Origin of the sequence: Polynucleobacter sp. (genome assembly GCF_030693775.1) — a bacterium.
GTDB lineage: Bacteria > Pseudomonadota > Gammaproteobacteria > Burkholderiales > Burkholderiaceae > Polynucleobacter.
Map to the genome: position 1 here is coordinate 247,719 of NZ_JAUXZY010000005.1, position 22,090 is coordinate 269,808.

23 protein-coding genes, 1 tRNA gene and 1 pseudogene are annotated in these 22,090 nt (G+C 50.3%); 12 read left to right on the forward strand and 13 right to left on the reverse strand.

Annotated elements, in window-relative coordinates; translation table 11 throughout:
• Positions 1-46: 46 nt before the first annotated feature.
• Together Q8M75_RS09265 and Q8M75_RS09270 are read left to right on the forward strand one after the other, a co-directional pair.
• Entirely contained in the window at positions 47-622 is a 576-nt protein-coding gene (locus Q8M75_RS09265; protein WP_305488771.1) for an RNA pyrophosphohydrolase, read from the forward strand.
• A gap of 26 nt (positions 623-648) precedes the next feature.
• On the forward strand, positions 649-1,224 hold the full coding sequence (locus Q8M75_RS09270) for a CNP1-like family protein (protein ID WP_305488773.1): 576 nt from the start codon (positions 649-651) through the stop codon (positions 1,222-1,224).
• Between the two features lie 24 nt (positions 1,225-1,248).
• Here Q8M75_RS09270 and proB read toward each other — a convergent pair.
• The 4 genes and pseudogenes from proB to rplU form a co-directional block, all read right to left on the reverse strand.
• Positions 1,249-2,025: pseudogene (gene proB, locus Q8M75_RS09275) on the reverse strand (glutamate 5-kinase); the annotation flags it as partial.
• Between the two features lie 24 nt (positions 2,026-2,049).
• The gene (obgE, locus tag Q8M75_RS09280; RefSeq protein ID WP_305488775.1) at positions 2,050-3,156 is read right to left on the reverse strand and encodes a GTPase ObgE; all 1,107 of its coding nucleotides are present in this window, start codon (positions 3,154-3,156) and stop codon (positions 2,050-2,052) included.
• 92 nt (positions 3,157-3,248) lie between these two features.
• Positions 3,249-3,509, reverse strand: coding sequence for a 50S ribosomal protein L27 (rpmA, locus tag Q8M75_RS09285; protein ID WP_305488778.1), 261 nt, complete (start codon positions 3,507-3,509; stop codon positions 3,249-3,251).
• 33 nt (positions 3,510-3,542) lie between these two features.
• Positions 3,543-3,854, reverse strand: a complete 312-nt coding sequence (gene rplU / locus Q8M75_RS09290) for a 50S ribosomal protein L21 (RefSeq protein WP_108468359.1) — start codon at positions 3,852-3,854, stop codon at positions 3,543-3,545.
• A 74-nt stretch (positions 3,855-3,928) separates the two neighbouring features.
• Here rplU and Q8M75_RS09295 point away from each other — a divergent pair, with 74 nt between their 5' ends.
• Together Q8M75_RS09295 and Q8M75_RS09300 are read left to right on the forward strand one after the other, a co-directional pair.
• A complete protein-coding gene (locus Q8M75_RS09295) occupies positions 3,929-4,933 on the forward strand; it encodes a polyprenyl synthetase family protein (protein WP_305488782.1) in 1,005 nt (334 codons plus the stop codon).
• Between the two features lie 96 nt (positions 4,934-5,029).
• Positions 5,030-5,106: transfer RNA gene (locus tag Q8M75_RS09300), tRNA-Pro, on the forward strand.
• A gap of 24 nt (positions 5,107-5,130) precedes the next feature.
• Here the strand turns inward: Q8M75_RS09300 and Q8M75_RS09305 are convergent.
• Complete coding sequence (locus tag Q8M75_RS09305) at positions 5,131-6,075, reverse strand: reductase (RefSeq protein ID WP_305488783.1); 945 nt, start codon at positions 6,073-6,075, stop codon at positions 5,131-5,133.
• A gap of 55 nt (positions 6,076-6,130) precedes the next feature.
• On the opposite strand from Q8M75_RS09305, the gene Q8M75_RS09310 reads away from it, so the two are divergent.
• Positions 6,131-6,898 carry a fumarylacetoacetate hydrolase family protein gene (locus Q8M75_RS09310; RefSeq protein WP_305488785.1) on the forward strand — a complete coding sequence of 256 codons (768 nt, stop codon included), beginning with the start codon at positions 6,131-6,133 and terminating at the stop codon, positions 6,896-6,898.
• 109 nt (positions 6,899-7,007) lie between these two features.
• Here Q8M75_RS09310 and Q8M75_RS09315 read toward each other — a convergent pair whose 3' ends face one another.
• Together Q8M75_RS09315 and Q8M75_RS09320 are read right to left on the reverse strand one after the other, a co-directional pair.
• On the reverse strand, positions 7,008-8,027 hold the full coding sequence (locus Q8M75_RS09315; RefSeq protein ID WP_305488787.1) for a 2-dehydropantoate 2-reductase: 1,020 nt from the start codon (positions 8,025-8,027) through the stop codon (positions 7,008-7,010).
• Positions 8,028-8,140: 113 nt separating this feature from the next.
• On the reverse strand, positions 8,141-9,547 hold the full coding sequence (locus Q8M75_RS09320; RefSeq protein WP_305488788.1) for a sodium:solute symporter family protein: 1,407 nt from the start codon (positions 9,545-9,547) through the stop codon (positions 8,141-8,143).
• A gap of 106 nt (positions 9,548-9,653) precedes the next feature.
• On the opposite strand from Q8M75_RS09320, the gene Q8M75_RS09325 reads away from it, so the two are divergent.
• A complete protein-coding gene (locus Q8M75_RS09325) occupies positions 9,654-10,628 on the forward strand; it encodes a squalene/phytoene synthase family protein (protein WP_305488790.1) in 975 nt (324 codons plus the stop codon).
• Here Q8M75_RS09325 and Q8M75_RS09330 read toward each other — a convergent pair.
• A complete protein-coding gene (locus Q8M75_RS09330; protein WP_305488793.1) occupies positions 10,606-11,121 on the reverse strand; it encodes a methylated-DNA--[protein]-cysteine S-methyltransferase in 516 nt (171 codons plus the stop codon). The genes Q8M75_RS09325 and Q8M75_RS09330 overlap by 23 nt on opposite strands.
• Positions 11,122-11,264: 143 nt before the next feature.
• Between Q8M75_RS09330 and Q8M75_RS09335 the strand changes: the two genes are divergently transcribed.
• The 5 genes from Q8M75_RS09335 to zapD are packed head-to-tail and all read left to right on the forward strand — an operon-like array spanning position 11,265 to position 15,324.
• Positions 11,265-12,386 (forward strand): GspE/PulE family protein, encoded by a 1,122-nt coding sequence (locus Q8M75_RS09335; RefSeq protein WP_305488795.1) that lies wholly within the window; start codon positions 11,265-11,267, stop codon positions 12,384-12,386.
• A 2-nt stretch (positions 12,387-12,388) separates the two neighbouring features.
• The gene (locus Q8M75_RS09340; protein WP_305488798.1) at positions 12,389-13,435 is read left to right on the forward strand and encodes a type II secretion system F family protein; all 1,047 of its coding nucleotides are present in this window, start codon (positions 12,389-12,391) and stop codon (positions 13,433-13,435) included.
• Entirely contained in the window at positions 13,432-13,929 is a 498-nt protein-coding gene (locus Q8M75_RS09345; protein WP_305488800.1) for an A24 family peptidase, read from the forward strand. Before Q8M75_RS09340 ends, Q8M75_RS09345 begins: the two co-directional genes overlap by 4 nt.
• The gene (gene coaE / locus Q8M75_RS09350) at positions 13,890-14,561 is read left to right on the forward strand and encodes a dephospho-CoA kinase (RefSeq protein ID WP_371131781.1); all 672 of its coding nucleotides are present in this window, start codon (positions 13,890-13,892) and stop codon (positions 14,559-14,561) included. The genes Q8M75_RS09345 and coaE overlap by 40 nt, the downstream gene beginning before the upstream one ends.
• Positions 14,562-14,571: 10 nt before the next feature.
• Positions 14,572-15,324, forward strand: coding sequence for a cell division protein ZapD (gene zapD / locus Q8M75_RS09355; protein WP_305488802.1), 753 nt, complete (start codon positions 14,572-14,574; stop codon positions 15,322-15,324).
• Here zapD and Q8M75_RS09360 read toward each other — a convergent pair.
• Genes Q8M75_RS09360 through secA form a run of 4 tightly spaced genes read right to left on the reverse strand, consistent with a single transcriptional unit; the run spans position 15,299 to position 20,602 of the window.
• Complete coding sequence (locus Q8M75_RS09360; protein ID WP_305488804.1) at positions 15,299-15,742, reverse strand: NUDIX domain-containing protein; 444 nt, start codon at positions 15,740-15,742, stop codon at positions 15,299-15,301. The two genes, zapD and Q8M75_RS09360, sit on opposite strands and share 26 nt — an antisense overlap.
• Before the next feature lie 6 nt (positions 15,743-15,748).
• Positions 15,749-16,606, reverse strand: coding sequence for an ATP-binding protein (locus Q8M75_RS09365; RefSeq protein ID WP_305488806.1), 858 nt, complete (start codon positions 16,604-16,606; stop codon positions 15,749-15,751).
• A 4-nt stretch (positions 16,607-16,610) separates the two neighbouring features.
• Positions 16,611-17,849, reverse strand: a complete 1,239-nt coding sequence (gene argJ / locus Q8M75_RS09370) for a bifunctional glutamate N-acetyltransferase/amino-acid acetyltransferase ArgJ (protein WP_305488807.1) — start codon at positions 17,847-17,849, stop codon at positions 16,611-16,613.
• 2 nt (positions 17,850-17,851) lie between these two features.
• Positions 17,852-20,602 (reverse strand): preprotein translocase subunit SecA, encoded by a 2,751-nt coding sequence (gene secA, locus Q8M75_RS09375; protein WP_305488809.1) that lies wholly within the window; start codon positions 20,600-20,602, stop codon positions 17,852-17,854.
• Between the two features lie 55 nt (positions 20,603-20,657).
• Here secA and Q8M75_RS09380 point away from each other — a divergent pair, with 55 nt between their 5' ends.
• The gene (locus Q8M75_RS09380) at positions 20,658-21,176 is read left to right on the forward strand and encodes a hypothetical protein (RefSeq protein WP_305488811.1); all 519 of its coding nucleotides are present in this window, start codon (positions 20,658-20,660) and stop codon (positions 21,174-21,176) included.
• Here Q8M75_RS09380 and lpxC read toward each other — a convergent pair.
• Positions 21,173-22,087: a UDP-3-O-acyl-N-acetylglucosamine deacetylase gene (lpxC, locus tag Q8M75_RS09385; protein ID WP_108468343.1), complete on the reverse strand. Its 915-nt coding sequence runs from the start codon at positions 22,085-22,087 to the stop codon at positions 21,173-21,175. The genes Q8M75_RS09380 and lpxC overlap by 4 nt on opposite strands.
• Positions 22,088-22,090: the final 3 nt, after the last annotated feature.

The window sequence follows — 22,090 nt, forward strand, 5'->3', positions numbered from 1 at the left end:
ATAGATATAATCAAATCACTGATTTTAATGGATTTGGAGCGCGATTATGCTCGACCGTGAAGGGTATCGACCCAATGTCGGCATTGTCCTCCTTAACGGCTCTAACGAGGTTTTCTGGGGAAAACGCGTTGGACAGCATTCGTGGCAGTTCCCGCAAGGCGGGATTCAGCATGGTGAAAGCCCAGAAGAGGCCATGTACCGCGAATTGCACGAAGAGGTTGGCTTGCTACCGGAACATGTCCAAATCATTGGACGCACCAGGGACTGGCTTCGCTATGATGTCCCGGAGGAGTTCTTGCGCCGTCAAACTGCCAACCGAATGCAACGTGCCAGCTACCGCGGGCAAAAGCAGATTTGGTTTTTGTTACGCCTGACTGGGCACGACAGCGACATTCACCTGCGCGCAACTGAACACCCTGAATTCGATGCTTGGCGCTGGCACCCCTATTGGATAGAGCTCGATTCCGTCGTGGATTTTAAGCGCGAGGTCTATGAATTGGCCTTATCCGAACTGGCACGCTACCTGACCCGCAATCTGAAATTACAGCAGCTGGTTTGGGGTGCGCCACTCGACCTCACACAACACATTCGGCGCCATGATTCAGACGCCCCATCCAACTAAAGTAGCGCCCTCCTTTTAGGCTAATCATGCATACACCCCTTTTTGCGCGCCCCCGCTGGTTTAGCTATACAGGCTGCATCCTTGTTTCGGCAAGCTTGATTGGATGCTATGGCGACCCCATGATCAGTGGCGTTGATCCTTATGCTCCCACGGTATTTAAAGAGGGCAACACCGCTATGCCGCTAGTAGCACCAAACCCCAAAACCCTACTGCCTTTTTATGTTTCTGAAACCACCATCTTCAAGTTTGCCATCGATACCCAATCGATCTTGGTTGGTAATGATGGCGTCACGCGGTATATGGTGCAAATCACGAGCCCGAGTGGATCAAAACAAACCCAATACGAAGGCATTCGCTGTGACTCCTATCAAGCGCGTCTTTATGGCACGTATGAAGCCAACTCCAGTTGGCGAGAAAATCCCCTTGGCGGCTGGTCTGCAATCAAAGACAACATCCCCAATCGCTATCAAGCTGCTTTAGCGCAAGGTGCTATCTGTAATTTATCGAGTCAAGTAAAAAGTGTGAATACCGTCATCCAGTCACTTAACCCCAATAGCTTTATTGGGGGCAATCAAGTGCCTGGCTTTAACAATTCAAATTAACTGTTTTACTTATTACTGTGGACTGAGGCAGGTACCAATTGGTTCGCCAGCAAGCAGTCGGGTTAATACGCCCGGCTCATGGCCAGAGGCTATCACGGTACTTGCACCAGTAGCCATAGCTGTCTTAGCGGCTAAGACTTTCGTCAACATGCCGCCTTTACTTAATGCACTTCCAGCGCCGCCCGCCATCGTTTCTAAATTTGGATCGCCAGCAATGGCATTGGCAACCAAGCTGGCGTTAGCGTCTTTTCTGGGGTCGGCTGTATAGAGACCGCCTTGATCAGTCAAGATCACCAGGGCATCTGCACTGACTAAGTTGGCAACAAGAGCTGCGAGGTGATCGTTGTCACCAAACTTAATTTCATCGGTCACGACCGTATCGTTTTCATTAATGATGGGCACTACACCCAACTGCAGTAATGTAGTGAGCGTTGCCTTTGCGTTGGCATTACGCTCGTTATTCGCCAAATCGGCATTGGTAAGCAAGACTTGAGCGCTACGCAAACCAAAACGGGCAAAAGAACTTTCATATACCTGCACTAAACCCATTTGACCGACCGCAGCGGCAGCCTGCAGCTGGTGAATTTCAGTGGGGCGCTGCGTCCATGCAAGGCGCTGCATACCCTCAGCAATTGCGCCCGAACTCACCATCAAGACTTCACAGCCGGATTTTTGCAAACCAGCCACTTGTTCTGCCCAGTTCGTGATGGCAGCGTGATCAAGGCCCTCGCCATTATTAGTGACCAGGCTAGAACCCACTTTCACCACAATTCGTTTTGCGTTCTGTATTCCCATGTACATCTCAATCGTATTATTTGTTCCTAATTAATCTTCGGCGTCCATCACCTTACGTGCGCGCTCATCATCATTGCCTTGATAACGCGGATCGATTGCGCGCTCCTCTGCAGCATCATGCTCACGGCGTACCGAGTCTAAATAATCTTGCAAGGCATAGCAGAGCTTTTCACAGCCAAGGCCTGTCAAGGCTGAAATCTCAAAGACAGGGCCCTTCCATTTAAAGCGCTTAATGAAGTCTTTTACCTTTGCGGCGCGCTCATCCTCAGGGATCATATCGATCTTGTTGAGCACCAACCAACGTGGCTTTTCAGCCAAAGCCTCATCGTATTTGTGTAACTCATTGACGATTGCTTTTGCATCGGCCACGTTATCCACGCCTTCATCAAAAGGGGCCAGATCAACCATGTGCAATAAAACGCCGGTACGCTGCAAGTGGCGCAAGAATCGATGACCCAAACCAGCGCCTTCTGCCGCTCCTTCAATCAAACCTGGAATGTCCGCAATCACAAAGCTACGCTCCTGCCCAACGCGTACCACTCCTAAATTGGGATGCAAGGTCGTGAACGGATAATCGGCAATTTTGGGTCTGGCATTCGATACTGCAGTAATCAAGGTCGATTTACCAGCATTGGGCATGCCCAGCAAACCCACATCGGCCAATACTTTTAATTCGAGTTTGAGCTTACGCCGGTCCCCTGGCTTGCCATTGGTCTTTTGCCGCGGCGCACGATTCGTACTGCTCTTAAAGTGAATATTGCCCCAGCCGCCGACGCCACCCTCAGCCAAACACAGGCGTTCGCCATGCGTAGTCAGATCAGCAATCAGATCGCCGGTTTCAAAATCGGAAATGATAGTACCTACCGGCATGCGCAATTCAATATCAACACCCGCCCTGCCATAGCAGTCAGCGCCCCGCCCCGGCTCACCATTTTTGGCGGTATGGGTTTTGGCATAGCGGTAATCAATCAAGGTATTGATGTTGCGATCAGCAACCGCATAGACACTGCCGCCGCGCCCGCCATCGCCACCATCGGGTCCACCAAACTCGATGAACTTTTCTCGGCGCATGGAAGCACTACCAGCGCCACCGTCGCCAGCAATTACTTCAATTCGAGCTTCGTCAATAAATTTCATGAATAAAAAAGGCCTCGCTGTGCGAGGCCTGTTCCTAAGAGTTAAATTTCGGTGTTGCGTTCAGAAATAAAACAGATCTCAGTCAGGCTGCCTTATGAACGAGGCAATACCGAAACTTGGGCCTTATTCAAGGCACCTTTGACGCCGAACTGAACTTGACCATCAATTAATGCAAACAAAGTGTGGTCTTTACCAATGCCGACGTTTGCGCCAGGATGAACCTTGGTGCCACGTTGACGAATGATGATGCTGCCAGCATTAATGTGCTCGCCGCCAAATACCTTCACGCCTAAGCGTTTCGATTCTGAGTCGCGGCCATTTCGTGTCGAGCCGCCGCCTTTTTTCTGTGCCATTGTTCTTCTCCTGCTATTTCAGCGTGTGCCTAATTAGGCCTTGATCGTATTAATCAAAATTTCAGTGAAATTCTGACGATGACCCTGGTGCTTTTGATAGTGCTTGCGCCGGCGCATCTTAAAGATTTTCACTTTGTCGTGACGTCCTTGGGAGATGACAGTGGCCATCACAGCGGCACCATTAACCAGTGGATCACCCAACTTCAGTGAAGCGCCCTCGCCTACGGCGAGAACTTGGTCTAAGGTAATTTCGCTGCCGATATCCGCTGGTATCTGTTCTATTTTCAATTTTTCACCAGCAGCAACTTTATACTGTTTGCCACCGGTTTTTATGACCGCGTACATGGTTTGAAACCTCAAATTAATGAAACATTGAAGCTAATCCACACGGACTAGCTGAGCCGATTATTATATCTTGCATGAGTACCACTGTCAAAACTACTGATCTGGCTGCCATTTTGGCCCCAATAGCCCCTGATTTAAAGGCTCTAGACGAGGTTATTAAGCGCCGTTTGGCCTCTGAAGTGGCCTTAATTGACCAGATTTCGGGCTATATCATCCAATCCGGGGGGAAAAGAGTACGTCCCGCCCTGTTAATTTTGGTCGCAAAAGCCCTCTCCAGCGGCCGAGAAATCCCCCATGTGCTGGATTTAGCCGCTGTTGTCGAGTTTATCCATACCGCCACCCTCTTACACGACGATGTGGTCGATGAATCCACCCTGCGCCGAGGGCGTGAGACTGCCAATGCGGCCTTTGGCAACGCTGCCAGCGTGCTCGTCGGGGATTTCTTGTATTCCAGGGCATTCCAAATGATGGTGGCCCCCAATGACATTCGGATCATGCAGATTCTGTCGGATGCCACCAATACGATTGCTGAGGGCGAGGTATTGCAGCTCCTCAATATGAATGACCCTGAGGTGGACGAGTCCAGCTACCTTCAAGTAATTCGCTATAAAACGGCCAAACTGTTTGAAGCTTCCAGTGAGCTGGGCGCTATTTTGGCCGGGGCGAGTAATAGCGAACGTGAACTTGCCGCGGCTTTTGGTCGTCATATCGGCACCGCATTTCAGCTGATGGATGATTTACTCGACTACACGGCCACCGCCACTCAAATGGGCAAAAACGCCGGGGATGATTTACGTGAAGGAAAACCAACGCTCCCGTTGATTTACTTATTGGAAAAGGGCAATACGGAAGAGCAGCTCTTAGTACGCGCAGCCATTACCCAAAATACCGATCTTCCGGAAGATGTATTTGAGCAAATACTGACTGCGGTACAGTGCTCTGGCGCACTCGAATACACCCAGCTGGCTGCCAAACGCGAAGCAGACTTAGCTCTGAGTAATATCAAAGCGTTCCCAAAGAATGCAGCGACAGACTCCTTGATTGCCCTTTGCGAATACTCCCTTGCAAGGCAAATGTAGTAGCCTGCATTAACCCCTATTCCAGGCAACACTAGTCAGATAAAATAGATGTATTGGCATCGCTAGTTGACAGCATCGCCATAGAGCAATACAAAACGGAATGTAGCGCAGCCTGGTAGCGCACCTCGTTCGGGACGAGGGGGTCGGAGGTTCGAATCCTCTCATTCCGACCACATCCCCTAGATTGATTTACTTGCTTACTTTCCCACCGTTTTTAATCGCAAGGCCTTAGCAGTCTCGCGTACGGCCTCTGCTTCGGCTTTTAAGCGCACCACCTCTTCAGGTGACAAGCGCTCAATATTGGAATAGTCGAGCTTCCAGCTTGGATCCTCATTCCAGATGAGCGGCGACTGCATCGTGGTTCGAGGTCCGACTGCCGACTCTAATAAACGCAATGCCAACTCAAAATTAGTTGCGCGCGACTCGGGGTCATTTGGTCTTGCCGCGGCATTGCCCAGCGGAAAATCGCTAAACAGCATGCGCGGCACACCGCAGTACTCAACAATGTCTTTTGCGCTCGCCATCACGACAGTAGAGATCCCTGCAGACTCTAAGGCCCTGGCCAGCAGACTTTGGGATTGATGGCAGATCGGACAGTTGGGGATTAACACCGCAACATCCACCGCATCTGCTTGGCACATGGCAATGATGGCGGGCGCATCGATCTCCACGGTATGGCGCTGGCTGCGATTGCTGGGTAATCCATAAAAACGGGGGGAGAGCGTTGCAATGCGGCCCGATTGCTGAGCGGCCTGCGCCGCCTCATATGGAAACCAGCATTCGCTATCGCTCATATTGGCGTGCTTACGATCAATCCCAACATGGGCAATACGTAAATCCGGCTTACTGGCCATTGATCCTGCATAAGGCTGATAAAACTTTGCACTCGCGTTGTATGCTGCGCCCGCACCCTGCGGACCTTTATCTGCCTGATAAGGGGCTGCCGTTGTCACCAAGGCCAGCCTAGATGCGCTCAGCGGTTTTTTGAGTGGTGCAAACGGTGCATCAATGTAATGGGCCCAAACGTAGGGATTTTCATAGCCTAAGCCTAAGTAATAGCTTCGGGTACGCAACATGTAACGCACGGGTTGATCGAATTCCGGTGCAAAACGGATTTCAGCTGGGGCCACAGGCTGGGACATAACCGATCCTTGATAAGATAGAACGCATCAATACTGAAAACAAAAGGAATTCATTATGACGCAATGGGTACGCTATCAGCACCAAGGTCAGATTGGCTTTGGGCAAATTCAAAACGATCAAATCACGGTGTACAGCGGCGATCTGTTTTGTAATCCCACGCCAACCGGGGCCACCCTAAAGCTATCCGATGTCGTGATTGATATTCCCTGCGTGCCAACGAAGATGGTTGCGCTCGTTGACAACTTCCACGCCCTGGTAACCAAGCTTGAGCATGCGGTACCAGCAGAGCCGCTGTATTTCTTGAAATCCAATAGCTCATTTCTGGCAGCCAATCAAACCATTCGTATGCCCAAGTCCTACTCCGGCAAAGTGGTGTACGAAGGTGAAATCGGCATCGTAATTGGGCGGCGTTGCCAAGGCATTAGCGAGGCTGAAGCCGCCTCCGCTATTTTTGGCTACACCTGCATTAATGACGTTACCGCGATTGAAATCCTCAACCGTGATCCCGGCTATGCCCAGTGGACACGCTCCAAGAGCTTCGATACCTTTGGTGTCTTTGGCCCCTACATCACCACTGGCATCGACCCAAGCCAGTTACACATTAAGACCATCTTGAACGATCAAGAGCGTCAAAACTATCCAGTTGCCGATATGATTTTTCAACCCGCCAAATTGGTGAGTTTAATTTCCCAAGACATCACACTCGAAGTCGGTGACATCATTGCCTGCGGCACTTCGGTTGGTGTTGGCTCGATGAAGCCTGGCAGCAAGGTCAGCATCATCATTGATGGCGTAGGGCAACTCGACAACACATTCGAGTAAATACACAGAGCTCATAAAAAAGCCTCAAGGCATTGCTGCTTTGAGGCTTTTTAACAATCAAACTAAGGTAATTCGAGTTTAAAACACCTTATCGCTTCGCCAACTCGGCTTAATATCCCGCAGCAAATGGCAAAGCCAAACTACCATTGGATGCTTGGACGTTTTCATCCAGCACTTTAGTTAATGCAAACACCGTACTGAGGCATGGTGTCGGGGTCTTGGTGATCTGACCGAGTTCGATAACGGAACCCAGCAAGGCATCAATCTCGAGCGAACGGCCCGCTTCCAAATCCTGCAACATCGATGTTTTATGTTTACCGACTTTTTCTGCGCCACCAATCCGGCGCTCGATATCTACCCGGAACGTCACACCCAGTTTCTCGCCAATGGTTTGTGCCTCAGCCATCATGTTGCGCGCCAGATCTTTGGTTAGTGGATGGCGACAGATTCCTTCAAGGTGGCCATGCGTTAAGGCGCTGATCGGATTGAAGGTCATATTGCCCCAAAGTTTGAGCCAAATCTCAGCGCGAATGTCTTCTAGAATCGGTGACTTAAAACCAGCTGCGGCCATCAACTCGGAAACCATTTTTGCGCGATCGGACACGGAGCCATCGAGCTCACCAATTGGGAAGCGCGTTCCTTCCACATGGCGAATCACGCCAGGGGCTTGGGTAAATGTAGCGGGATAAACCACGCAACCCAAAATATTGTTGGGGTTGATAGCGCGCATGATGAGGCCGCCTGCATCCACCGTCTCAACGGAGTGGTCTTGATACTCGCCAGGCAACTTCTGAAAGTACCACCACGGAATCCCGTTTTGCATGGGAATCAAGATCGTGTCAGGACCCATGATGGACGCCATGTCGTGCACGACTGGCTCCACTTGGTGGGCCTTGACCGCCAAAATAATGATGTCCGGCTTACCGGCATCGGTAATCTTTTCAACCGCAGTAACGGTGGCATGCAAGGGCTCGGGCTCTTCATTCGTGATTAGAGCCAGTCCCCTCTCCTGAATTGCTTTTAATGTGGCCCCTCGGGCGACCACCGTTACATCATTGCCAGCTCTCGCTAACATGACAGCTAGGTAGCCGCCAATGGCTCCACCCCCGCCGATCACACAGATTTTCATAACAACTCCATAAGAACAAAAAATTTTTCATTGCTTCCATCGTAGGCAACTTTTGCTGCGAGATCTCGCGCAGCGGATCAATCACAACAAAATACAAATTATTCAACCTGCACTTAACGCAGTGCAGAGCGGGGGACTAGACCACCCAGCAGCATCCCAGCGATGCTGGCCAAGAGTCCCGCCAATTGCGGCGGTAAAGTAGCTTCAGGAGCTAATATCTCAGCCCCAATCCAAACTGTCAAGCCAAAAACGACGGCAAGCAGACCGCCCAAGGAATTGGCCTTCGACCAGTAAATTCCGAAGGCAAGAGGCACAAATGCGGCAACTAAAGTGACTTTATAGGCACTTTCGACCATCTTAAAGATAGATAGCTCCGAATTCATTGCAAATAAGGTCACCGCCAATGTGAAGAAAAGGACCGTAATTCGCATAATTTTTAGCAAGCCTTGATCACTTAAGTTCTTATAAAACCCGCGCACGATGTTTTCCGCAAAGCTGACCGATGGCGCCAATAATGTTGCACTTGCACAACTTTTGATGGCCGAGAGCAGTGCGCCAAAAAATAGAATTTGGGCAAATACCGGCGCATGCTCAAGCACTAACTTGGGCAAAATCATTTGGGAATCGGTATTGATGTAGCGCTCTACCAAACCAGGATCAATTAAAGTTGCCGAATAGGCTAAGTACATTGGCACAAACGCAAAGATAAAATACAAAACACCGCCCAAAATCGACGCCTGCACAGCGATATTGACGTTCTTGGACGAACTAATGCGCTGGAAGACGTCTTGCTGCGGGATCGAGCCTAGCATCATGGTGCACAGCGCGGCTGTAAACCCGAGGATCGAGACGAGATTCATGTCGGGCCAAAAAGAGAACTTGCCAGCTGCAGCCGCATGCTCAACTACTACAGTAAATCCACCCGTGAGCGCGGTCATCTCCCCACTGATGTAGAGCATCCCAATCACAATCACAATCATCTGAATGAAGTCGGTAATCGCCACCGACCACATGCCGCCAAACAGGGTATAGATCAATACGCTGCAAGCGCCAATGATCATGCCCAGATTTTCTGAGATGGCACCATCCGAGACGACATGAAAGACCAGGCCCAGCGCTTTGATCTGCGCAGCCACCCAGCCTAAATAGGAAACGACGATGCATAAGGTAACCAAGACCTCGACTGTACGGCCATACTTTTCACGAAAGAAATCGCCGATCGTCAGCATCCGGCGGTTATAGAGGTGCTTGGCAAAAAAGAGGCCGACTAAGATTAAACAGAGCGCCGATCCAAATGGGTCAGCGACCACCCCGCCCAGACCCTCCTTAATAAACTCAGCCGGAATACCTAAAACTGCTTCCGAACCAAACCAAGTAGCAAAAACCATGGCAGTGACAATCGGCAGGGGGAGGCTATGACCTGCTGCTGCAAAATCGGCCGTATTTTTAACGCGCATAGCAGCCCACAGGCCGATGCCAACCGAGATTACCCAATAGATGACAACAAACCAAATCAGCACAGCAAACCGCCCTCACTCATCATTTGCACAAATTATATGACCTTGTTACTTATGGCAAATATGTTTTTGACGACCCCGGAAGCAGCCGCTCTGACATAATTCCAGCATGAGCAAGGCGCGCCCCCAATCCATGTCCGACATGGCTTATCAGCAGTCCATTTTGGGGGCGGTTTCTAGAACCTTTGCCCTCACTATTCCCCTGCTGCCTAAGGCGCTCGAAACTGTGATCGGGAATACCTATTTACTATGCCGCATCATCGACACGATCGAAGACGCCCCCACCTTGAGCATCGAAGCCAAGCAGGATTTATCTTCGCTGTTTCTAGATGCTGTTTTAGGCAAGCAACCGGTTGATGCCTTTGTAAGCCCGTGTCTACATGCACTCGAAGGGCATTGCAACGCAGACGAGCGCGATTTAATTGCCAATACCCCAACCGTACTGCGCATTTTTCATCGCTTTAGTGAAAACGAGCGCGCGGCTATTAGCCGCTGTGTTGAAATTATGTCGAACGGCATGCTGCGTTTTCATGACAAACAAACCTTAGCGGGTTTACGCGACCTGCCTGAATTTGAAGAGTACTGCTATGTAGTAGCAGGCGTCGTTGGTGAAATGCTCACCAGCGTCTTTGCGCTGCACTCCCCGGCATTTGCTCGCGCCATTGCTGGTAAAGAATATCTGGCGATTGGCTTTGGTCAAGCCTTGCAAATGACCAATATTTTGAAAGACTCGCCTGAAGACAGCGCGCGCGGCGTTTCTTGGAAACCCCAAGGCTACAGCCAACTAGCGCTACTAGCCATTGCTGATCAGAAGTTAGCAGAGGCAATGGACTACATACGCGTGATTCCATCCAATGAGGTGGGTATTCGGCGCTTTTGTTTTTTAGCCCTTGGATTGGCCGTGCTCACGCTCAGTAAGATTGCCGACCGAAGTCATTTTTCTCGTGGGAATGAAGTCAAACTGCCTCGCAGAACAGTCTGGCTTTTTTATTACTTCACATTGATTGCTGCACGTTCTGATTATGTGATGCAGCAATTTTGCACGATTGCAGGAAGACCAATCAAGCGCGCGCTTCGTGATTGAGCAGCCACAACTTAATATCCCGATAGAGGCCGGGAGCATCTTGTCCCATAAAACCACCTAGATTGGCTTTGGCAACAACTCGGTGGCACGGAATCACCAAGGGAAAATAATTGACGCCGCACGCACCGCCGACGGCGCGCGCCCCCGAATGCAAATGGGCTGCAATCTCCCCATAGGTAATTCGTTCACCCGCTTTTAGCTGCGCAACCGCATCCCAGACCCGCTGTTGAAACGCAGTGCCTTGGGGCTTTAGGGGCAAATCAAATACCGCCCTAGGATCCGCAAAATAGGCACGGCATTGCTCCTCTACCAAGGCTGCTAAGGCATTACCAGGCGCCTGATGCTTTGCCGATGCGGGCAGATAACGAATATGGGCAAGCATCAAACTGCCGTCGACCATTTCCGTAGTGATGCCCAGGCATCCAAACGGCGCAGCAATCACGCACGCACTGCTCTGGTGATTTGGATGTGGGCTAGACGTGGTTGAAGTCATGATTGGGATCTATGGTATCTGACAGGCAATTCAATCTCGCCCGATAGTACTTACGGCGAGCAATCGCTACAGTAAAACCAAGCGATTCCGTGCGCCAAATGCATGGCCTCTTACTTCAATATTGTTCAAGGTACTGTATTAATTTGACCCCACAAAATGATGACTTCATGGTTATTCGGGTATGGCAAGCCATCGTTACCCAAGCGATTCAGGCGCGCGCAAGCGATATTCATATTGAGGCGCTTGAATATAAAACCATCATTCGGATCCGTGTTGATGGCGTATTGCAAACACTGCAAATCCCGATTGCCGTCGAGCATGAACGCATCATTGCCCGCATCAAAATACTGGCCAGATTGGATATTGCCGAGCAGCGCATTCCCCAAGATGGCAGACTCTCGGTGGGACTCAATTACACGCACCCCAATATCGATTGCCGCGTATCCATACTTCCGACGCTGCATGGGGAAAAAGCCGTAGTGCGTTTATTGCCATCCCCCACTACTGCATTGGATTTGAGTTTGCTGGGCCTGCATGCACCGCAATTGGCGCACTTCGCTGATGCTATTGCTCAGCCCGATGGTCTGATCCTCGTTACAGGGCCGACTGGCAGCGGCAAAACCCGCACGCTCTACAGCTGCTTAAACCAATTAAATACCAGCGGCCGAAATGTATGCACCATCGAGGACCCGATCGAGATCCGTCTTGCTGGCGTGAATCAGATTGCCTACCATCCAAAGGCGGGCTTGGATTTCAATGGCATTATTCGCGCCCTACTTCGGCAAGATCCTGATGTCATTATGATCGGTGAAATTCGCGATGCGGTGACCGCCGAACTGGCCATGCAGGCTGCGCAAACCGGCCACTTGGTATTGAGCACCTTGCACACCCGTGGCGCTCTGGCGAGTATTCAACGGCTGCGCAGCTTGGGTATAGCCAGTGATGTGTTGCGAGCTTGCTTGCGCTGCGTTAGCTCACAGCGCTTGGCACGTCAGATCTGTTCCAAATGCGATGCTAAAACGTCAATGGATGACTGCCCACAGTGCGGCGGAATAGGCCTATTTGATCGGATTGGTATCCATGAGGTTTTACCATTTACGAATACCATCGCTAATGCATTTGAGAGTGCAGCCACTGCCGCTGACTTAACTGAGCAAGTTCAAAAAAACGGTTTTCAAGATATGCGCTCTGCTGGAATGATCCATGTTGATCATCACCGCATCACACTTGCCGAGCTCAATGCCCAGATTGGCTCCTGGCATTAATCATGGCCCTCAGAAAACAAGAGCAGCTGTATTTCGTTGAGCGCATGCTCGTCTTGCTGGATGCCGGACTACCATTGTTAGAAAGCATCACGCTAATCCATCAATCAGCTTCGCCTGCGTGGCAAAAAGTCACAGCATTCATTGCGCATCACCTCAAACAAGGTGAGCGCTTCTCGCAATGCCTATCGATGCAACATGCTGTTTTTGATCCGGCCTTTATCGGCTTAATCCGCGTCAGTGAAGAATCCGGCGAAATCAATCTTGCCCTGCGCACCATCCAACAGCAATTACGCACTCAAATTGAATTTCGTCGCCAGATACGACAGGCCCTGGCTTATCCCACGATTACTCTAGGCTCAGCATGCTTACTCATGCTTGCGATGCTCGTCTGGGTCATTCCCGTGTTCAGCGACGTATTCAGTCACTTCAATGCACGCCTACCCTGGGCAACGCAATTGCTTCTTAATGCGGCGGAGCAATTCATGCTGTACTTGCCGGCAATAGGCGGTGGAATTGCACTCACTTTAGTTAGTACCTCCACACTATGGCTGCGTCATTCGGGATTTCAGAAACGCTGTGATCAGTACTTATTACGGATTCCCATAATTGGAGATATGTTTCGTCAGTCGACCTTAGCGTGCTGGTGTCGTAGCTTAGGCTATTTAATGCAGGCTGGTTTACCTGCATTAGAGGCCATGCGCATTACAGCGCAAACCTCAAATCAATGGCTTTCCCATGATCTCTGTGCCCATATCTTTAAATCGCTTGCACAAGGATGGTCTTTTGGTGAAGCCTTGCAACGCGCCGATCCGCGGCAGCAGTTTTTTGATCACGAGACAGCACAACTGTTACATATAGCTAGCGCTAGCGGCTCCTTGGCAACGATGCTCAGCAATCGCGCTGATGCCCTCGAACGGCAGCTTACTAGCCAACTTACCTTATTGAGCCATAGCTTAGAACCTATACTCGTAGTATTCGTAGGACTTTTGATTGGTGGATTGGTGATAATCCTGTACTTACCAATTTTTAACTTAGGGCAAATTGTTTGACTGATCTCACCTTACTTGCTGATGTGATTCGCTATGGCTTAATTTTGCCCTTGGCCTATGTGGCCTATGTGGATTTTCGAACGTTTCGGATTCCGGATGCCATCACCTTTCGGCTGATTGCCGGGGGCTTACTGTTTAATCTGTTTTTGGATATACGCTTTTGTAGCCCCCAAGAAGCCATTCTCGGTGCGACGGTTGGTTTTGGATTCTTCTGGGGGTTAAATTGGCTTTATCGCGCACTTAAAGGCCGTGACGGCTTGGGCATGGGAGATGCAAAGCTTCTAGCGGCGCTGGGTGCTTGGCTGGGCTGGCAAGCCTTGCCTGGCATCGTGTTGCTATCCGCACTGAGTGGCTTGCTGGGTGGCCTAATATGGCTTTACTGGCAAAAACAAGGTCGTGCACAAGCCTTTCCATTCGGGCCCTTTTTGGCATTTGCTGGCATTATTTATCTAATATGGCCTCAACTCCTGCGCATTCCACTCTCGCTGCACTAAAAGGGAAAATTCCGCTCATTGGATTAACGGGCGGAATAGGATCCGGCAAATCACTAGTAGCGAAGCGCTTGGCTGAGCTAGGGGCAACGGTAATTGATTCGGACCAAATTGCCCATGACATTACTACCCCCCATGGAGCTGCTATTGCCCCAATTCAAACTCGTTTTGGCTCTGAATTATTGGCCGCCGATGGATCCCTGGATCGGCCTAAGATGCGGAATCTTGTATTTAAAGATCCAAGCGCCCTTAAATCGCTGGAGGCGATAACCCACCCTCTAATACATGCAGAAACTGCCCGGCAAGCTAGCGTAGCACATAAAAACGGTGCTTTATACTTGGTCTTTATGGTACCCCTCTTGGTGGAATCAGGTACGTGGTCCAAATTAATCGACCACCTGCTTGTGGTTGACTGCCCCGAGGAGCTGCAAATTGCACGGGTCATGCAGCGCAGCAATTTAGAACGCAGCCAAATTGAGCAGATTATGAGCAAACAAGCATCGCGCGAGGATCGGCTAGCGGCAGCAGATACGATTCTTCTCAATGACGGAGACCTCGATACGCTGATTCCCCAAATCGATGCCTTGCACCAATTGATCATCAAAAATGGGTTCAAGCCCGGAAATTCCGCATAGAATAGATTCCGTGATTGTTTATGAATATCCTTTCAATGAGTTGGTCCGCAATATGCTCCGTTTGGAGTATTTGTTTGGGCGCTATACCCATTTTGCTAAATCGGATGACCCTGAACTACACCAATGTGCCATTGCAACTCTATTTGAGTTAGGTGACATTGGCGCACGGGGTGATATCAAATCATTGCTCTTAAAAGAGTTTGAGCGGCAAAAGCAGGCACTACACGGCCTCAAATCATCAGCAAAGGTAGATCAAGCTGCATTGAGTCAAGCGCTTGCCGAGATTGATGGCGCATCAGCACACCTCAATCAGTCGCTTGGTAAACCCAATTCAGCGATTACCGAAAATGAATGGTTAAACGGCATTCGTACGCGTCTCTCGATACCAGGAGGTACTAGCCCGATTGATCTGCCCAATTTTCATGCATGGAAATGCAGCGCACCAGGTGATCGGCGTGAGCTGCTACAGAATTTCATAGCACCCCTACTGCCGTGGAATGAGTCATCTCAATTATTTTTAAAGTTGCTGCGACAGTCGGGAGAGTCACGCGATGCGGTTGCTCACCAAGGCGCATTTCAACAAGCGCCATCTGGCAAGGTCTACCAACTCATGCGCATTGGGGTTGAGGATGATTCCGTCTTTTCCGAAATCAGTGCAAACAAATACTTGCTATCTGTTCGTTTCTTAAAAAGCGAACGGGACAAAAAGCCGCACCCCATTCTAGAAGACATCCCATTCAAACTAACTTTGTGCCAGTTTTAATCTCGGCATAAAACTGTTTCAACTCTTGAATCATTGGTAGCGCTGCCGGTAGCAGCGGATCCACAGTAAGCTGATCGCTATTTAAATCTTGCCACGACAGAGCTTGGTTTTCACACCCAGTAGGCTCGCCGCTCCAATCCTGAATCACGCTAACGTGAATGCGCACATACGCATGCGGATAATCATGCTCAATCGTCATTAAGTCGACGCTACCATGAATGGTGATTCCGAGCTCTTCCTGGAGTTCACGCTGCAGAGCCAGAAATAGTGTTTCACCTACCTCAACTTTACCGCCCGGAAATTCCCAATAGCCCTCATAGGGTTTGCCGGTGGGTCGCTGACCCATCAAGAAGCGCTGCCGCGCATCGAGCAAAATACCGGCTGCCACCTCGGTTACTGGGCGACGAGCATCACTCATAAAGGCTTAGGCGTGCGTGCCAGTCCAATGTTTTGCAAACTGCCATGCAACCCGGCCCGAACGTGATCCGCGCTCCAATGCCCAAACCAGAGCCTCCGATCGAGCAGCCTCAATTTGGACATCACTCAAACCAAAATGCCGCAGCCAATGCGCCACGATGGCGAGGTATTCATCTTGCTTGGGCGGATAAAAGGAAAGCCACAAACCAAAGCGCTCCGATAAAGAGATCTTTTCTTCCACCACCTCACCTGGATGAATTTCACCATCGTCATCGTGATGATACGTTTGGTTGTCTTTCATGTACTCGGGCAATAAATGGCGGCGATTCGATGTGGCGTAAATCAAAATGTTATCAACCTGGGCGGATATCGAACCGTCTAAAGCTGACTTCATTGCTTTGTAGCCAGACTCCCCTTCCTCAAAGGAAAGGTCATCGCAAAAAACGACAAAGCGCTCCGGGCGATCGGCCAGTAAATCAGTAATGTCTGCTAAGTCCGCTAAGTGCTCTTTTTCAACCTCAACCAAGCGCAGGCCATCTTTTGCAAAGGCATGCAGACTGGCCTTAATTAATGAAGACTTACCAGTGCCGCGTGCGCCGGTGAGCAGAATATTATTAGCTGGTTTCTTTTGTACAAAGTTGCGGGTATTTTCTTTAATCGCATCGCGCTGACGATCAATGTGTTGCAGGTCTTCATACGAAATATCAGCAACGTGTTTTACGGGTTGTAAAAAACCAATGCTGCCAAAGATACTATCGCGACGGCGCCAACGAAATGCAGTTGATGATTTCCACTGCGCCTCATCCAATGGTTTTGGAAGAAAGGTTTCGAGGTGACTCAGTAATCGATCTAGTTTTTCGTTCATGGAATTAAGAGCGGTAATCGGCGTTGATCGAAACGTATTCATGGGATAAATCACAGGTCCACATGGTCTGCTCGGAAGCGCCGCGACCTAAGTCGATTTTGACCGCAATCTCGGTAGCCTGCATCACGCGTTTACCATCGGCCTCTTGGTAGCTGGGATTGCGTCCACCATCTTTTGCGACCCAAACGTCACCTAGCCAGAGCTGAACTCGGTTCACATCCAGATCGGCAATTCCGGCATAGCCAATGGCAGCCAGAATGCGGCCTAAATTGGGGTCACTGGCAAAAAAAGCGGTCTTTACCAAAGGAGAATGGGCTACTGCCTCTGCCACTAAACGGCACTCTTCGTTTGTCTTGCCGCCCACAACTTCAATCGAAATAAATTTCGTAGCGCCTTCGCCATCGCGCACAATCATTTGCGCCAGTCGGCGCGCAAATGCGATGAGTGCAGATCGCACAATGGGGTAGCTGGCATCGGCCGTATTCTTAATCTTTACTGGAGAAACGCCAGTCGCCATCACAATAAATGAATCATTGGTGCTGGTGTCGCCATCGATCGTGATGCTATTAAAAGAAAGGTCAGCCACTTCTTTGGTTAGATTTTGCAATACCTCTGGCGCAAAGCCAGCATCCGTTGCAATAAAGCCCAGCATCGTAGCCATGTTGGGGTGAATCATGCCGGCACCCTTGCAAATGCCGGTGAGCGTGATGAGTCCATCCGGCGTAATAACAACTTGCGACAGGGCCTTGGGCTGAATATCCGTAGTCATGATTGCTTCGGCTGCATCGAACCAGGCATCATCAGTTAACTTAGCGATGGCAGTGGGGAGCGCAGCAGTCAGCTTTGCAATCGGCAAGGGCTCTAAGATGACGCCGGTGGAGAAGGGCAGCACTTGCTCTGGCTGGATATTCAAAGCGGCCGCCAAGGCGCAGCAGGTCTCCAGGGCATCGCGCATTCCTTGCTCGCCAGTTCCCGCATTGGCATTGCCGGTATTCACAACCAATGCACGAATTCCACTACCAGTTTGGGCAACCCAGTCTAAATGAGCTCTACAGAGCTGCACTGGGGCAGCGCAAAATCGATTTAAGGTAAATACACCAGCCACCTGTGTGCCAGGACTAAGGGTGATGACTAAAACATCCTTGCGATTGGCTTTCTTGATACCCGCCTCAGCAATACCCAACTGCACTCCAGCAACTGGGCTCAGCGCTGAGCGCTCTGGCAAGGGTAAATTGACTGGCATGATTAACTCAAGGCACCGCAGCAGGCTTTGTATTTTTTGCCACTGCCGCATGGGCAGGGATCGTTGCGACCGACTTTGGGTCCCGATCGAACAGGAGCAGGCGCCGCAGCAGGCTGTTCGCCCTCGGCCGAATCCGTAGTCACATCGGCATGCTGATACTGCACATCCTTGACTTGACTCATGTCTTCATTAATGGATTCTGAGGCAGCATCTAACTCATCGGCAGTCCGAATTCTGACCGCCATGATGCTCTTGACCACATCATTCTTAATCACATCCAAGAGTTCGCCATAAAGCTCAAATGCCTCACGGCGGTATTCTTGTTTTGGATCTTTTTGTGCGTAGCCCCGCAAATGAATGCCTTGGCGCAAGTGATCTAGAGCAGCCAAATGCTCACGCCAGTGGCTATCTAAGCTGTAGAGCATGACTGAACGCTCATAGCCAGCAAATGACTCGCGTCCCGATAGCTCTACTTTGCCGTCATAGGATGCTTTCGCGGCGGTCAAGACGTGCTCGACTACATCCTCTGCCTCGATTGAGTCGGCTGACTGAACCAGCCCAGTTAAATCAACACCGAGACCCCATTCATTCGCTAAGCTATTTTCGAGTCCCGGTAAATCCCATTGCTCTTCCATCGACTCTGGCGGAACATACAACTGGCAAAAGCTGCGCAGCGCATCTTCGCGTAAGTTGGCGATTAAATCGCCAATGTCTTTACTTTCAAGCACTTCGTTGCGCAAGCGGTAGGTCTCTTTACGCTGATCATTGGCAACGTCGTCGTACTGCAACAGCTGCTTTCGAATATCAAAGTTACGGGCTTCCACCTTACGCTGTGCAGACTCGATTGAGCGGGTAACCATCCCGGCCTCAATTGGCTCGCCCTCTGGCATCTTTAGGCGATCCATCACTGCCCGCAAACGATCGCCTGCAAAAATGCGTAAGAGTGGATCGTCTAAAGACAAGTAAAAACGCGATGAGCCTGGATCGCCTTGGCGACCCGATCGACCACGCAATTGGTTATCAATACGGCGACTCTCGTGGCGCTCGGTACCAATAATATGCAAACCACCTGCAGCCAATACTTGGTCGTGTAGGCCCTGCCACTCATCATGCAAGACTGCAATGCGCGCTTCTTTATCCGCAGGCGCTAAATTGCCATCGGCCTCAATGAGCGACGCTTGCTTCTCGACATTGCCGCCGAGCACAATGTCAGTACCGCGACCAGCCATATTGGTCGCAATGGTAATCATTTTTGGGCGGCCTGCCTGCGCAATAATCTCAGCCTCTTTTGCATGCTGCTTTGCATTCAAGACCTGATGTGGCAACTTCTTCTGATCCAATAAGTGCGAAATCAACTCGGAGTTTTCAATCGACGTGGTGCCCACCAATACAGGCTGACCTCGGCCGTAGCATTCTTCAATGTCTTTGACTACGGCGGCGTAACGCTCTGCGGATGTTTTATAGATTTGATCTTGGCGATCGGTCCGCTGACTCATGCGGTTGGGCGGAATAACGACGGTCTCTAAATTATAGATTTCCTTGAACTCGTAGGCTTCGGTATCGGCAGTACCGGTCATGCCAGCCAACTTCCCGTACATGCGGAAATAATTTTGGAAGGTGATGGTTGCTAAGGTGCGATTCTCACTCTGAATCGGCACACCTTCTTTTGCCTCGACTGCCTGATGCAGCCCATCTGACCAGCGGCGGCCCGTCATTAAACGGCCCGTGAACTCATCCACAATGATCACTTCTTGGTTTTGAACCACGTATTGTTGATCGCGGTGTTGCAAGCAATGTGCTCGCAACGCAGCATAGACGTGATGCATCAAGGTGATGTTCTGGGGTGCGTAAAGTGAATCACCTGGATTTAAAACACCAATTTGCGCCAAGATACTCTCGGCTTTTTCATGGCCAGTCTCGGTTAAGTAGACTTGCTGGGTTTTTTCATCAACCCAGTAGTCACCTGGCTTTTCAACACCGGTGCCATCAGACTTTTCTTCGCCAATCTGCCGCTCTAAGTGCGAAGGCAATTGATTCATTTTCAGATAGAGGTCGGTATGATCTTCTGCCTGCCCTGAAATAATCAATGGCGTACGCGCCTCGTCAATCAAGATCGAATCGACCTCGTCAACGATGGCGTAGGCTAAGCCGCGCTGAACCCGCTGCGCAGCATCTTGCACCATGTTGTCGCGCAAATAATCAAAGCCAAATTCATTGTTGGTGCCATACGTAATGTCAGCTGCGTAGGCTGCTTGCTTTGCCTCGTGATCCATTTGGGATAAATTGATCCCAACCTGAAGACCCAAGAAGTTATAGAGCTTGGCCATCCACTCGGCATCGCGCTGTGCCAGGTAATCATTAACCGTCACCACATGAACGCCCTTACCTGCAATCGCATTGAGGTAAACAGCTAAGGTTGCAGTCAGGGTTTTGCCCTCGCCTGTACCCATTTCAGCAATCTTGCCTTGGTGCAGAGCTAAGGCGCCCATAATCTGCGCATCAAAGTGACGCATCTTCATGACGCGGCGACTGGATTCGCGGACTACGGCAAATGCCTCGGCAGTAAGGTCATCCAGAGATTCGCCGGCAGCAAGGCGTGATTTGAATTCTGCTGTTTTTGCTTGAAGCGCAGCATCATCGAGTGATTGCAAGGTAGGCTCAAGTGCATTAACCTTGAGCACGACTTTGCGGTATTGCTTTAAGAGTCGATCATTTCGACTGCCAAATAGAGTTTTTAGAATGCCGATTGCCATGGGATTTTGACCAAAATTAAGCCTTTGAGTTTATCACCCGAATCCCCTTTTCCCCATGAATCTAAAGCCAAAAACCCCTTATTCTGCCAAGCCCAAGATAGCCCGAGAGTGGATAGACTGCTTGCGTGGGCCAGAAGGAATCAGTGGTATTTTGGCGCGTACTGAAGATTTGGCCAAACTGAAGGCTTGCCTGCAGCAATGCCTAAAAACCCTGGAATTAGCTCACTTTGGCTCTAAGGTAGAGCCGGTTTGGGTCTCTGGCAAGCCTACCGAGCTGTTGCTGATGGTGCCCAATGCCACCATTGCCGCTCGCTTACAGCAGTCTTTACCTAGCTTAATCAACGAGTTAGTGAAAAATGGTCAGAATTGCTCGGCTATAAAAGTGAGCCTAAAGCCGGCCCTTCCTCAGTCGGAGTGGGTTATTCAGCCACGAGCCCCAGCCAGGGAAAAGCCCAAAGGGCTTAATCCGGTCGCTCGTTCAGCGTGGCTTGATTTGCTGAATAAATTGGAGCCGGAGTCGGACCTCAGCAAGGCAGTCCAGCGCCTGCTGCAATCGAAAACGGGTGCGCCTTAAAAAAAGAGGGGCTGATTTTCTACGGTGTAGGCTGCTGGCGCTTTATTGAGCGGAAACGACTCAATTGCAAAAGCGCTGGGATCTTCAAATAATTTGCGCAATAAGGCGTTATTCAGTGCATGGCCTGATTTTTTTGCAACATACGATCCCACAATCGGATGTCCTGCTAAATACAAATCACCAATGGCATCGAGGATCTTGTGGCGCACAAACTCATCCTCGTAACGTAATTCTTCATTATTGAGAATGCGGTGCTCATCTAAAACAATCGCATTATCTAAACTACCGCCGCGCGCAAGACCAATTTCGCGCAAGGCCTCAACCTCGTGCGCAAAACCAAATGTACGTGCACGACCGATTTCGCTGCGGTATGCATGCTCTGCAAAGTCGACCACAAAATGCTGGCCTGTTTTATCCACAGCCGGATGCTTAAAGTCTATCGTGAAATCCAGCTTGAATCCGAAAAAAGGATCGAGGCGAGCTAACTTATCGCCATCCCGCACTTCCACGGATTTCTTAATCACCATGAACTGACGGGGCGCATCTTGCTCCGCTATGCCGGCAGACTCCAGCAAAAAAAGGAAGGATGCAGCGCTGCCATCCATGATTGGAATCTCTTCGCAATCCACTTCAATTAATACATTATCTAACCCTAGCCCGGCACAAGCAGACAGCAAGTGTTCGACTGTAGACACACGCACACCGTCTTTTTGTAAAACCGATGCCAAGCGCGTATCGCCAACCAGCATGGCATCTGCCGCAATCACGACCGGCTCAGGTAAATCAATACGGACAAACTGAATTCCCGAATTCACGGGCGCAGGCTTAATTGATAGGCTTGCTTTACGACCCGAGTGCAAGCCAATGCCAACCGTTTTGATGGGATTGGCAATGGTGCGTTGCTTGAGCATGGT